Origin of the sequence: Syntrophobotulus glycolicus DSM 8271, assembly GCF_000190635.1 — a bacterium.
Taxonomy (GTDB): domain Bacteria; phylum Bacillota; class Desulfitobacteriia; order Desulfitobacteriales; family Syntrophobotulaceae; genus Syntrophobotulus; species Syntrophobotulus glycolicus.
Genome location: NC_015172.1, coordinates 3099378 through 3112842, shown reverse-complemented (window position 1 = coordinate 3112842; position 13465 = coordinate 3099378). Strand labels below are relative to the sequence as shown.

The window sequence follows — 13465 nt, the reverse complement described above, 5'->3', positions numbered from 1 at the left end:
TAATATATTTTGCATGCGAAATATTTTCATGCAAAATATTCTAAGGCAAAATATTTACATCAGAAATATTTTTGCCGGAGAAGATATTGATTCCGAGGAGCTTATTTGTATATGATCCTGAACCTGCTGTTTACATAGGCTTGAAGTAATGAGGGAGGAAGATCAATGGAAAGTACGGAAAAAGTCCTGGAAATTGCCGGATTGTTTCGTGAGGTCAACGGCATGTTAAAACAAAGTATAGGCAGAAGGTTCGAAAATATGGGGATGACGATGACGATGCCGCAGGGGATTCTGATCGGTATTTTATCCCGAAACGGCTGCAAAATGAAAATCAGCGAATTAAGCCAAAAACTGAATCTAACGGATGGAACGGTATCCGGGATCATTGACAGGCTGGAAAAACAAGGTCTCGTGGAACGGTCAAGAAGCGAAGAGGATAAAAGGGTGGTTTATGTCAGCCTATCTCCAAGGATGGAGGAGATCCATCGTGACTTTCACCTGAAGACTGAAGGGACAATGAAGAGCTTATTGAGCAAAGCGACACCCGAAGAGATCGACCAGATCATGAACGGGCTGAACATCCTGAAGCGGCTTATGCACTCGGACCTGGACGACGGTTGAACAAGCTGACCGGACATGAAAAGATAGGAGATGAAAACAGATGCTGAAACTGTATAAATTGTTGAAACCATATACCCTTTATATCGTGGTTTCACTGGTCCTGATTTTCCTGCAGACAACTTCAGATTTGTATTTGCCGACCCTCATGGCGGATATTGTGAACAGCGGAGTGATGAAAGGGGATACGGATTTTATCCTGAAAACAGGAGGAATCATGCTTCTAATTGCTGCGGGGGGCGCCGTATGTGCCGTAATATCCACCTTTTTATCAGCAAAGGCGTCTGTAGGCCTGGGCCGGATCATTCGCGATAAAGTATTTGCCAGAGTGGAGGGTTTCTCTCTCCATGAGTTTGACCGGATCGGCACGGCCACTTTAATCACGAGAACCACAAATGACATCACCCAGATCCAGCAAGTGACGTTTATGATTATGAGAATGATGGTGAGTTCGCCTTTAATGGCCATAGGAGGAATCCTCCTGGCCTATTCCAAGGACAAGGCCCTGACGGGGGTTTTGGGCATTGCCCTGCCGGTTCTTGCCCTGACCATTTTCCTTGTCGCCCGTAAGGCAATGCCCCTGTTTAAAGCTGTTCAAGTCAAGATTGACAAAGTTAATCTGGTATTAAGGGAAAAATTGACAGGGATCAGGGTCATCCGGGCCTTCAACCGCATGGAGCATGAAGGGGCCAGATTTGCTGAAGCCAGTCTGGATCTGACCAATAATTATATTAAAGTGAACCGCATTATGGCTTTTCTGATGCCGACCTTGATGCTGATCATGAATCTGACGACAATAGCAATCCTCTGGTACGGCAGTATTCGCATTGATCAGGGCAGGATGGATTTAGGGGCATTGGTCGCCTTTACTCAATATGCCATGCAAATCATGTTTTCCATGCTGATGTTTTCAATGATGTTTATTATGGTCCCGCGTGCCCAGGCTTCGGCCGCAAGAATCAATGAGATTTTGAACAGCCGTCCGGACATTGAGGACCCCAGACAGCCAAAGACCGTCCGGGAATTGCGAGGCTTAGTGGAGTTCAAAAATGTCACCTTCAGCTATCACGGAGCTGAGCAGCCGGCCCTGAACGACATTTCTTTCACGGCTAAACCCGGAGAGGTCACGGCGATTATCGGGGGAACGGGTTCGGGGAAATCCTCTCTGGTTAATCTCATTCCGCGTTTCTATGATGTCGACAGCGGCAGTGTGCTTGTTGACGGTCTTGATGTCAGAGAAATCTCTCAGGGAGAGCTGCGTGAAAAGATCGGACTCGTTCCCCAGAAGGCCGTACTTTTTTCAGGCACCATTGCCGATAATATCCGTTACGGGAAACCTGACGCTTCCGGGGAAGAAATCAGGGAAGCTGCGGAAGTGGCCCGGGCCGCCGGGTTTATCGCGGAGATGAAGGATGGCTTCGAGACTTTGATTGCCCAAGGAGGAACAAACCTGTCCGGAGGGCAGAAACAAAGGCTTTCCATTGCCCGGGCCCTTGTACGCAGACCGGAGATCTATATTTTTGACGACAGCTTTTCCGCTTTGGATTTTAAAACTGATGCCGAGCTGAGAGAAGCACTAAAAAAAGAAACCCTGCAATCAACAGTATTGATTGTGGCTCAGCGCATCGGGACGGTGATGGATGCTGATCAGATTATTGTTTTGGATAACGGAAGCATTGCCGGAACAGGAACACATCAGGACCTGTTAACAAGCTGTGAGGTTTATCGGGAGATTGTATCTTCGCAACTGTCAGGGGAGGAGATCGCATGAGCGGGAAACACAATGAACAAAGGACGCGATTTAACTCGCGGAGCGGAAAAACAGGAGGCACGGGCCCAAAAGGTCCGGACGAGGCCTTGGGCAGACCCGTTGAAAAAGCCAATAATTTTAAAGGTACGCTGAAACGGCTTATCCGCTATTTTAGACCTTATAAAATCAATATCATCACTGTTCTGATCTTTGCTTTGTTCAGTACGACGTTCACTATAGTGGCCCCGAAAATAAGCGCCAAAGCCATTAACAAGCTGACTGACGGTGTAGTGGCCAAAATCGCTTTGAGCCAGGCAGCTTCCGGAGACCCGGGCATTTCGATGGCTCAGGCCCACCTTTCGCCGGATAAACTAGAGTACCTGAACAGGGTGATTCAAGAAACGGGAGGAAAGGTTGATTTTTCCTATATCGGATATATCCTTCTTATTTTGCTTGGAGTGTATGTTCTCAGCGCTTTATTCACCTTTGTGATGCAGTACGTGATGTCCGGAGTCGCTCAGAAAACAGTATTTGAAATGAGGCGGGATGTCGACGACAAGCTGGCTAGATTACCATTGAAATACTTTGATTCCAAAACACATGGAGAAATTCTCAGCCGGGTGACGAACGATATTGATACCATATCTTCTACCTTGCAGCAAAGCTTGACCCAGCTGATCACATCGATACTGCAAATCATCGGGTTTATTGTGATGATGCTGAGCATCAGCCCGCTCTTAACCGTGATCGTTTTAGTCACCCTTCCGCTCTATGTAGGATCAACCGCCTTTGTCGCCAAAAAATCGCAAAAGTATTTTGCGGCCCAGCAAAAGGAAATCGGAGAGCTGAGCGGGCATGTGGAAGAAATGTATACCGGACACAAGATCGTGAAAGCATTTGGTCATGAAAGACAATCTGTGGAAAAGTTCAATCAGATTAATGAGGGACTTTACGATGCCGGATGGAAAGCCCAGTTTGTCTCCGGAATCATGTTTCCGCTCATGAATTTTGTCAGTAACCTTGGTTATGTCCTGATTTGTGTGATCGGTGGCATCTGGGTGGCAAAAAACAGGCTTAATCTGGGAGATATTACGGCCTTCATCTCATATTCCCGCTCTTTTACTATGCCCATCATACAGACCGCCAATATCGCCAATATTATTCAGTCAACCATCGCTTGTGCCGAACGCGTTTTTGAGGTGCTGGATGAGCAGGAGGAGATTCCTGACGGTCCGGCGGCCGGAGTATTGCAGTCTCCCCGGGGTGAAGTCGAATTTGAAAGGGTCAATTTCAGATATCTGGACAATGAACCATTGATCGAAGACATCAGCCTTAAGGTCCAAAAGGGGGATTCGATTGCCATTGTGGGGCCGACAGGAGCGGGAAAAACAACCATGGTAAATTTGCTGCTGCGTTTTTACGAAATGAATGGCGGGGCGATTAAAATAGACGGGGTGGACATTCGGGATATTCAGCGAAAGGCCTTAAGAGGCATGTTTGGGATGGTCCTTCAGGATACCTGGCTTTTCAACGGCACGATCAGAGAAAATATCGCTTATGGCCGGGAAGGGGCGTCAATGAAAGATATTGTCCGGGCCGCAAAGGCTGCCCATGCCGATCATTTTATCCGGACCCTGCCTGACGGCTATGAGACCATACTGAATGAAGAGGCCACAAATATTTCCCAGGGACAAAAACAGCTTTTGACCATAGCCAGGGCGATTCTGGCCGATCCGGCGATTTTGATTCTTGACGAAGCGACAAGCAGTGTCGATACAAGGACCGAAGTTCTCATTCAAAAGGCCATGACCAATTTGATGGAAGGCCGAACAAGCTTTATTATCGCCCATCGCCTGTCCACCATCAAAGAAGCAAAAACAATCCTGGTCATGAATCACGGAGCCATCATCGAGCAGGGAAATCATCAGGAATTGCTTGCGCGGAAAGGGTTTTATTTCGAGCTTTACAACAGCCAGTTCACACAAAAAGCGGTCGTCTGAAAAAAGCGAAAGTCGGTATCCCGATATCCAAATAATCCATCAAAAACCGTCAAAGGGGGACAAAAAGTGAGCGTAGGGCCTTGCCCTCTGTTTGGAGAGGGCAGGCCCTACGCGGTTTTTGGCAGCCAGGCTATCGTAGCGTTTTATCAAACGCCTTAGACCCTGTAGCTTTGCGCCCCCGGCTTTCACCGGGTTTGCCCTTGGCAATATATTCTGTTGTTTTGGTTACTTTGTTTTTCTTACACCGTTTTCATCAACTTCATAACCATCTATTTTGGTACTCTTGGCAAGAGAGCCATCGGCATTGAAGTAATACCACTTGCCGTCGATCTGAAGCCATTTTCCAACAATCATGACACCATAGGTATCAAAATAATAGCTTTTCAAATCTCCATTTGTTTTAATATCTTTCCATCCCGTTACGGCACTGCCGTCTGATGACAGGAAGAACCATTCGCCTTTGGCGTTCTGCGTCCAGCCGCTTGCGAAGGCACCCCCGCTGCTGTCAAAGCAGTAGACCTTGCCTTCCACAGTCTGCCATCCGGTAAGGGCTTTTCCCTCTTTAAAAAACATCCACTGGCCGGAATCATTTTTTACCCAGCCCTGGGCAGTGTCGCTGAAAATCATCAATTCAACAAAGCGCCGCAGCACTGCCGAAGCCTCGGCACGGGCAGCCGTTCCCTGCGGGTCGTAAAAGTTATTGTTTTTGCCTTGGAGGATACCCGCCATCTGAATGCGCTTCACGGAAGGAGCCGCCCACGCGCCAATTTTGGCGTTATCGGCAAAGGTGTTCTGTGTGTGAACCTCCGGCAGCTTGAATCCGATAACCGTGGCGTACCTGTCCATCATAACCGCCATCTGCTTACGGGTTATAAGGCCGTCCGGATCAAACTTGCCGCCGCCGATACCAACCAGAATATTATTCTTCACGCTCCATTCGATATAGCCCATATAGTAGGAGTCGGTTTTCACATCACTGAAGCTGGATTTCTTGTAAGCGCTGATGTCGGCATTTGCCAAACGTCCGAGTGCTGTAACAAACATCCCCCGTGTCATAGGAGCATTGGGGGAAAATGTTGTGGTGCCGGTGCCGGCCAGAATACCCCGGTTTGCAGAAAAGAGAATATCTTCCTCCGCCCAATGCCCATTAATGTCGGTAAAGTTAAAGCCGGCCTTGTAGGCTATGCCATAAGTGGAGAAATGGCCGGTGGAAAACACGACCGTTCCGCGCTTTGCATCATAGCTGGAATCGGTGAGATAGGTCACTTTGCCATTTGCGTCCACATACACGGCACAAACGTTGCCCGCTGCCTCGCCCTCTTGCAGGGTATAGGGAATCTCCACACTGACTCTGCCCTTGCCGAAATTGGTCACGGATTTGCCGTTGCCATAAGCCGCCTTGAAATCAAAGGTTGGCCGGTTGCCGATGGCGGTCTTTGCGTCGCCGGACAACTTTGCATTGTCCATGCGGGTGGCGGAAAGCTGTACGTCAGCCTTTGCCTGCCCATTCATTTCCGTTACCGCCGCAAGGTTGATTCCGAGGGTAAGATCGGGGCGGTCAATAACCAGCTGAACGCTGGCAATCTTATTACCAATGACCTGCTCCTGTGTCGTTTTGGGCAAATTGACCGTCACGGTGCTTGCGTCCTTGCCGCCTGTCGTGACATGAATCGCCGCTGTAATATCGCCCGCGTTCACACCTTTTTTTGCCGCGACAGCCTTTGCGTCCGCAAGCGCATCGGTAATGTTTTTATCGGTAAGGCTGACATTAGCGTTGCCGTTATTGTCAACCGCGGCTTTGTTTTCCGTGCTGCCGCTGACAGGCTCAGTAGGCTTTGTGGATTGTACAGGTGTATAGGAGCCGCCGCCCGAGCCGCCGCCGGTTCCTCTTGTATAACGCGTCGCTGTGATGGCGATGATTTTCTGCTCTGTTGTTTCGCTTTGTCCGCCCTTGGATACCGTAACGGTAAAGGTATAGCTGCCGTTTGTACCGCTGGGTTTTGCGGCAGTTCCCACTGTCGGCGGGGTGTAGCTGACCTTAGTTATGGTGACTGTAATAGCGCTGTTACCCACTGCCGTTTCCGCAGTGTTTTTCAGTGCCGTTTTAATCGCGTCCTCATTCGTTGCCGCCGCCTGGGTCATATTGGCGTAGCCTGCGTTCTGCGCGGCGGTTTTCGCCGCCGCAACGGTTGCAATGTCCGGGTCAGGAGCAACCGTCACAGTGGCGTATGCGCCTGCCTCATGGGTAGCGGTGGTTTTTACACGCACGTAGTAGGTTCCTTCGGAAAGGCTTGTGGTTTCAGTTGCGGTGCAATCCTGCGCATTGGTAAAGCCGGTATTATCGGCATATTCCATAGCGGCGCTTGTGCCGGTGATTTTGCCGTCCGTGCCGCCTGCACTGCTTGTCGCAACGCCGGAAAGCCCGGTAGGAGCGGCGGGGCCGTCAGCCTTTGCGATGCTCCATGAGATGTTCGTGGCTGTGGTCGTGCTATCATTCCACGCATAGCCGGATTGCGGCGTTGCGGTGGCGGTGTAATCGCCTACCGCTGTTGCCTCAAAAGTTCCGCCCAGGGTATAGCCGGTTCCTGCGCTCACGCCGCTCAGAACACTTCCCGTCCATTGCAGGCCGGTGTTTGCGGCGGGTACGGCTATCTTCGTAACGCCTGCCGCAACCGTCACAGTGGTGTATACGCCTGCCTCATGGGTAGCGGTGGCTTTTACACGAACGAAGTAGGTTCCTGCGGAAAGGCTTGTGGTTTCAGTTGCGGTGCAATCCTGAGCATTGCTAAAGCCGGCATTATCGGCATATTCCATAGCGGCGGTTGTGCCGGTGATTTTGCCGTCCGTACCGCCCGCACTGCTTGGCGCAACGCCGGAAAGCGTGGTAGGAGCGGCGGGGCCGTCAGCCTTTGCGATGCTCCATGGAATGCTTTGGGGTGTGGCCGTGCTATCGTTCCACGCATAGCCGGATTGCGGTGTTGCCGTGGCGGTGTAATCACCAACCTCTGTTTTCTGATAATCTCCGCTCAGGGTATAGCCGATTCCTGCGTTCACGCCGGTCAGAACACTTCCCGTCCATTTCAGGCCGGTGTTTGCGGTTGGTACGGGTATCTCCGTAATGGATACCTCCCACTGTGCAGTTAACCCGGTCACGGTTTTGGGCACAGCTACACCCGCAGCGTAGGTTGTTGTACTGTTCGTATCCTTCCAGTTGGTAAAGGTCTTGCCCTCGGGTGCTGTCAGCCCTTCGCCGCTTGGCGCTTTGAAGCTATTGCCCGCACAGATGATTTTAATGTTCGCCGTATCGCCCTTCAGTGTGCCACCGTTGAGGTTCAGTGTGACGGCTTTCAGTCCGTCATCGCCCAGTGTGTCAGGCTCCAGTACCTCAAGGGCGGGACGGAAGGCGTAGTTCGGATCGGTACTCATGTTAAAACTCCAAGTGCGCGCGCCGGAGAACCCCCGCATAGCGCGGTATAATGAAACAGTTTCAGAAGTATCCTGCCCCCAAGAGTATTGGGCACTCCAATTTTTGATCCAGCCTGTTGTATTGTCGGTTGAATTTGCTTTATCCAAAATCTGATCCCACTCGTTGGTGGCCGGAGAGCCTTTACTGTCCACTTCACTGCTGCCTGCGCTCAAGGCGCGCAGCTTGTAGTTTCCATCAAAGGTTTTGCCAAAGATGAGGCCGTTCGTACTCAAGGTATCCCAACTGATGTTGTTGCCAATATTATAATCCCCCACAAACAGACTGCGGTCGCTTGCGGTTGCTGCCGCTGATGCGCCCGTGTCGCCATTGCTGCTGCTTTCAAGTCTGTACGCAGTCACCGTACCCACGTAGGTAAAGGGCACATAGTGCAGAGTTGTGTCCGGCAGGGCAGTGTTCACCGTGCCGATGTTGCCCGTTTCTCCCGATAGGTCAAAGTAGTAGGTGCCGCCGGCGGCAAGGTCGAATTGCTCGGCGCCGCTTGCCTTTGGCTCAATCTTAATATATTTTAAACTGGTAATGTTGCTGCTTGTCAATTTTACCGTGGCGGCATTGCTGCCGTCTATAAGAGTGCCAGCCGAAACCTGCACGCCTGCATAGCTGGGCACCTTACTCATTGCAACAGTGCCGCCCTTGGCAGTTACCTCGCTGCGGCTGATGGTGATACTTTGGATAAAGGCGGTTATGCCTTTGCTTGCGGAGGCAGTGCCGCCCTCGGCGGTTACTGTGGCTCCGCTGATGGTGATACTGCCGTTACCGGCGTATATGCCGTGGCTTGTGGAGGCAGTGCCGCCCTTGGCGGTTACTGTGGCTTCGCTGATGGTGATACTGCCGGTATTGACGTATATGCCGTAGCTTATGGAGGCGGCAGCGAGGCTCTCGGCAGTTACTGTGCCTCCGCTGATGATGATATCGCCGGTAACGACGACTATGCCGCAACTGTCACGGTTACTGTTGTTGCCGGTGGCTTCGAATATGGCACTGTCCTCAATGGTAAGGTTTCCGGTACGGACGAATATGCCGTAGACGTCGCTGATGCCGCTACTGGCGCCGGTGCCGCTGGTGGCCTTTACATTGGCGGCGCCGCTGATGGCAACGGTGTTAGCGCTATAGATGCCGTAGCTTTTGCTGCTGCCGTAGCCGCCGGTGGCGGTTACCCTGGCGTTTTCTTTAATGCTGACGGTGGTAGCGTCTATGCCGTAGCTGCCGGTGGCCTCGCCGCCGGTGGCGGTTACTACGGCGCTTTCTTCAACGCTGACGGCGGTAGCGTATATGCCGCAGCTGGTGCTGGCCTCGCCGCCGGTGGCGGTTACCTCGGCGCTTTCTTCAACGCTGACGGCGGCGGCGTATATGCCGTAGCTGGCGGTGCCGGTACCGCCGTTGGCGGCGAGTGTGCCACTGCCGCTAATGGCAAGGCTGCCCCCCGTATAAATAACGTAGGTTTTCCCATCGCTGCCGTTATCCTGCGCAGTAATGGTGTTCGTGCCCGACAGCACAATGGAAAGGGAGCCCGTGGTGTAAATGCCATACTTATTATTGGAACCATCTGTATACGCGCTTGTAATGGTTGCACCGTTGAGGGTCAGAATATTCTGGTCAGCGTCGTAGGTGACGGTTCCCTCAATGCCCGAGCCGCTTACAGCACCTGTGGCGGTCACCTGCGTTCCGCCCACCCAGAGGTCTGTGCTGCTGAGTGCGATCGTTGCACTCAGCGCACTCAGCGCCATAGAGCCCACCGTCACAGTAATTTCCGGCAGGTCGGCGCTGACCGTATAGCCTTCAATTACCGGTGTGAATACATAGCTGCCCTTGGTGTCCATGTCGTAATCAGCAGAAGCCCATGTCACAGGAATTTCCACGGTGTTTTCTTCCCATTCAGAGCCGGTGGCAGCTTGCACTTGAATCGGCTCGTCATGATCACCGTCGGCAGACGGCTCCTGCGCGTCGGACGGTGTGCCGGCAAGCTGATGGTCAGAATCTTCCGCTGCGGGGGTGGTGCCGCCGTTGTCAGAAACGGTACCGCCGTCCTGGGTATCAGAATTGTCCGCAGGTGCCGAACTTTCGGAATCCTGCACGAGTTTTGCTGTCCGCACCGTGGCGGTCAGTGTCTGGGGCAATTCTAAATTTTCCAGCAAGGTGCCAAGTGCCACCGCCTTTTCTGTTTCTGCAAGCGGCTCAAAGCTGGTGATTTCACCGCTTTTACCTAATGCGCCCGTTTCCTCCGCCATAGCCGAAACCGGCAGCAGGGTTACGACCATGCACAGTGCCAGCGCGACGCTTAATAATCGTTTTTTCATTCCTTCGTTCCCCCCTGTTTCAATTGTTTTTTGGGATAATAGCACACGCCCACGTCCAAAGCGCGGGGCTTGTCCAGGTGAAAATCCGCGTAGACGCAGTACCAACAGGTTTTCTCCGCCGCACTGCTACGTGGGGTAAAGGCCGGGCAGGATTGTCTTGGCCAGACATTGCCATCCGGATTGGGGGCTGGAAGGGCCTGATCTTCCTTGCGCCGGGTTGTTTCGCTCATAAAAAAATCGCTCCCTTCTGCTTCGTGATTTCCTGAAGGCAGGATAGCACAAAACAAAAGGAAGCGACCAATTTTTACTTAAAAGACTTGTTTTTCTACTTAATGTTCAAAGATAAGTGCAATATTTCCTCTTGACAAAGGAAGCCGGATATGATTAGATCAGCAACCGCACATTAAAAATACCGTTCTCCACCCGATAGAGCAGCTCGCCGCCGTTTTCCCGCACAAAGGCCCGGATACGTTCACCGCCCCAGCCATGTCCTTCCTCCCGGACGGTGGGATAGACGTTTTCATCCAGCGGCACCTCCCCGGAATAAGGATTCTCCACCTCCAAAATGAGCTGACCGGTGTAGACGGCGCGGACACGGAGCCGGCGCTCCCCTTGCTGGCAGATCACCTTTTTTATTATTTAATGACCATTACGGGGACTTCGGCATGAGTGACCAGGGTACGGGCCACACTGCCCAGCAATAATCCCGCAAAGCTGCCCAGTCCCCTGGTACCGCAGATAAGCAGATCAGCCTTACAGGAAGCCGCGTGAAGCAAAATCTCATTGACCGCGTTGCCGAAGAGAGAGTGGGTCGTGACATGAACCCCTTTCCCTTCACAGATCGTACGCACTTCTGAAAGATTGATTTCGATTTCCTCTTCGGCTTCCTCTCTTACTTCAGGAGACGCGTAGGCTCCGGCGGAACGCATACTGATGGCGGAAGGAACCAGAACCATGACGACGTCGACTGTCGCCTGGCTGAGCTGTGCCATATGAATCGCCCAATCCAATGCTTTTTTGCTGTGTTCCGAACTGTCATAGGCGACGACAATTTTTTTTAAAGCAATCATTTTTTCCAACCTCTTTTCCTCTTTTGTTCTCTTATTCTTCCTTTAATAAATCACTTTGCTCCTTGGTAAAAACATAGCGGTCTTTGCCCGCGCAAATCCCAAAATAAAGAAGGAGCGCAGTGGCGGCTACCCATAAAATCATGGAGGGGGTCCAGGTCTGGAAGCGGTCAAACAAGAAGCCGAGCAACGCGGGGCCGGCGGCTGCCAGCAGATAACCGACCGACTGGGACATGCCGGACAGCTCGGAAGCCTGCCTGCCGCTGGTCGTGCGCAGGCCGATAAAGGTGAAGGCCAGGCTGATGCTGGCCCCGGAGCCGGTGGCGATCAAAGCAATCCCCAGCACCAACAGTGAAAAGCCTCCGCCAAAAAGGAAGATCAGCATTCCGGATAAATAGATCAGACAAACGATGGCGGTGATACCGCGCTGATCGCTGTAGCGGTCGGCGAATACGGGAGCAATAAAGCTGGCGGGGATGGCACAGATTTGATAAAAGGTCAGCATCCAGCCTGCTGTCGCCGTACTTATCCCATAACCCTGGAGGATGGCCGGAAGCCAGGCAACCACACAATAAAAAAGGAAAGACTGCAGTCCCAGGAAAAGGGAAACTTTCCAGGCCAGAGAGGAGCGCCAAATGGATGCAGCCGGAGAATCCGCTTCTCGTGAAACAGCAGAATGGTGATGTTTGCGGAGCTGCGGCAGCCAAATCAGGAGGGCGATCAGGATCAGCCCGGCGGAAGTATCCAGCGTATAGCGCCATCCCAGATGCAAGCTGCTGGCCAGAGGGATACTGATTCCGGAAGCAAGTCCGCCTGAAATAAACATTGAAACACTGTAAGCACTCGTGACGATCCCAACATTATCCGGAAAGTTCTGTTTGATGATGCTGGGGATGAGCACATTACCAGCCACAATTCCCAGCCCGATAAAAAATGTTCCGGCCAGTAAAGCGCCAGTCCCTCCCGCGGAGCGCAGCAGCACACCGGCGATTAAGATCAGCAGCCCGATCAGGATGCTGCGTTCATTGCCGATTTTGCCGCCTAACTTGGATGAAACTGCTGAAAAAGCAGCAAAGACAAGTAAAGGCAATGTCGTCAGGAAACCGGCCAGCCCGTTTGAAATGCCGAGATCGGCCCGGATTAAACTGACCAGAGGACCTACGGCGGTCAGAGGGGTTCTTAAACAAAAGGAAACAAGTATAATTCCTGCGATGAGTACGGCTCTTTTTGTGTTCATGGTACCTATTCTTCTCCTTCGCTATCCTGGATTATTACAGCTCAATTATGAGGGCAAAAATTGATAAATAAAAATACATATTATAATATATACCTATAATCAATTTTATATCAATCGCCAAGGAGATATCTATGGACCTGTTGCAGCTCAAATATTTTCAGGTTGTTGCCCGGACCGAACATATGACCAAAGCGGCCCGCGAGCTGCAGATTGCTCAGCCCGCCCTCAGTGTAACCATTGCCCGCCTGGAAGAGGATTTGGGCGTACCCTTATTCGACAGGCAGAACCGCCGTATTGTCCTTAATCCGTATGGGAGAGCGTTTCTCCGCAGAGTGGATACCGCGCTTGCCGCGCTGGGGGAAGGACGGCAGGAGCTTGCGGATTTAGCGGGAATGGAGTACGGCATACTGTCTATTGCCACAACTTTCCTGGATGAGGATTTCAGTAAAATGATCGGTTCTTTTGTCAGCAGGCATCCTTCCATGCGTTTTCGGATCAGGCAGTTATCGGAGGACAAGACCAAGCTGCAGCTCCTGACGGCGGGAGAGGTTGACTTCGGCTTTATCAATCAGACCGTTCAAGGCCCTGATATCGCCAGTGTCGCCCTGCTTTCGGAAGAGCTGCTGCTGGCCGCCCCGCCTGGGCATCCCTTCGGCGGCTGCCGGACGGTTTCCCTCTCCGATCTGGCCCCTGAATCCTTTGTGCTGCTGAAAGAAGGACACAGCATTCGGAAACGCTGTGATGAACTGTTTGAGAAGGCGGGATTTTTCCCGAAAGTCGTGTGTGAATGCGATGAAATCGGCGCGATAAGAAATTTGGTTCATGCCGGGCTGGGGATCTCCTTCCTTCCGGAACCGTCCAGTCAAGCGGCCGCTTTTCCGCTGACTTTTGTCAAAAATAAAGAACTGACATACCGCAATACCCTTTTCCTCGCCTGGAATGAAAAACGCTATTTATCTAAAGCCGCCCTTAAATTCAGGGAATATGTGGTCCGGTACTACACGTAGTTGGT

General features: G+C 51.8%; 10 protein-coding genes and 1 riboswitch. Of the genes, 5 read left to right on the top strand and 5 right to left on the bottom strand.

Annotated features, from left to right (window positions below; genetic code table 11):
• Window positions 1-165 precede the first annotated feature (165 nt).
• The 3 genes from SGLY_RS15330 to SGLY_RS15320 are packed head-to-tail and all read left to right on the top strand — an operon-like array spanning window position 166 to window position 4368.
• Window positions 166-621: a MarR family winged helix-turn-helix transcriptional regulator gene (locus SGLY_RS15330; protein ID WP_013626098.1), complete on the top strand. Its 456-nt coding sequence runs from the start codon at window positions 166-168 to the stop codon at window positions 619-621.
• A gap of 40 nt (window positions 622-661) precedes the next feature.
• Window positions 662-2389, top strand: a complete 1728-nt coding sequence (locus SGLY_RS15325; protein WP_013626097.1) for an ABC transporter ATP-binding protein — start codon at window positions 662-664, stop codon at window positions 2387-2389.
• Window positions 2386-4368: an ABC transporter ATP-binding protein gene (locus tag SGLY_RS15320; protein ID WP_013626096.1), complete on the top strand. Its 1983-nt coding sequence runs from the start codon at window positions 2386-2388 to the stop codon at window positions 4366-4368. Before SGLY_RS15325 ends, SGLY_RS15320 begins: the two co-directional genes overlap by 4 nt.
• Window positions 4369-4485: 117 nt before the next feature.
• Window positions 4486-4577, bottom strand: a riboswitch (cyclic di-GMP riboswitch).
• Between the two features lie 16 nt (window positions 4578-4593).
• On the opposite strand, the gene SGLY_RS15315 is transcribed toward SGLY_RS15320, so the two are convergent.
• Window positions 4594-9711, bottom strand: coding sequence for an S-layer homology domain-containing protein (locus tag SGLY_RS15315; RefSeq protein WP_148228152.1), 5118 nt, complete (start codon window positions 9709-9711; stop codon window positions 4594-4596).
• 39 nt (window positions 9712-9750) lie between these two features.
• On the opposite strand from SGLY_RS15315, the gene SGLY_RS17965 reads away from it, so the two are divergent.
• Complete coding sequence (locus SGLY_RS17965) at window positions 9751-9975, top strand: hypothetical protein (protein WP_169312032.1); 225 nt, start codon at window positions 9751-9753, stop codon at window positions 9973-9975.
• Window positions 9976-10145: 170 nt separating this feature from the next.
• Here the strand turns inward: SGLY_RS17965 and SGLY_RS15310 are convergent, their stop codons facing one another.
• From SGLY_RS15310 to SGLY_RS15295, 4 genes are all read right to left on the bottom strand, one after another.
• Window positions 10146-10379 (bottom strand): hypothetical protein, encoded by a 234-nt coding sequence (locus tag SGLY_RS15310; RefSeq protein WP_013626094.1) that lies wholly within the window; start codon window positions 10377-10379, stop codon window positions 10146-10148.
• A 154-nt stretch (window positions 10380-10533) separates the two neighbouring features.
• Window positions 10534-10776 carry a GHKL domain-containing protein gene (locus SGLY_RS15305; RefSeq protein ID WP_041444852.1) on the bottom strand — a complete coding sequence of 81 codons (243 nt, stop codon included), beginning with the start codon at window positions 10774-10776 and terminating at the stop codon, window positions 10534-10536.
• An 8-nt stretch (window positions 10777-10784) separates the two neighbouring features.
• Window positions 10785-11219, bottom strand: a complete 435-nt coding sequence (locus tag SGLY_RS15300) for a universal stress protein (protein ID WP_013626093.1) — start codon at window positions 11217-11219, stop codon at window positions 10785-10787.
• A 31-nt stretch (window positions 11220-11250) separates the two neighbouring features.
• Window positions 11251-12453, bottom strand: a complete 1203-nt coding sequence (locus tag SGLY_RS15295; protein WP_013626092.1) for a CynX/NimT family MFS transporter — start codon at window positions 12451-12453, stop codon at window positions 11251-11253.
• A gap of 131 nt (window positions 12454-12584) precedes the next feature.
• Here SGLY_RS15295 and SGLY_RS15290 point away from each other — a divergent pair, with 131 nt between their 5' ends.
• Window positions 12585-13460 (top strand): LysR family transcriptional regulator, encoded by an 876-nt coding sequence (locus tag SGLY_RS15290; protein ID WP_013626091.1) that lies wholly within the window; start codon window positions 12585-12587, stop codon window positions 13458-13460.
• Window positions 13461-13465: the final 5 nt, after the last annotated feature.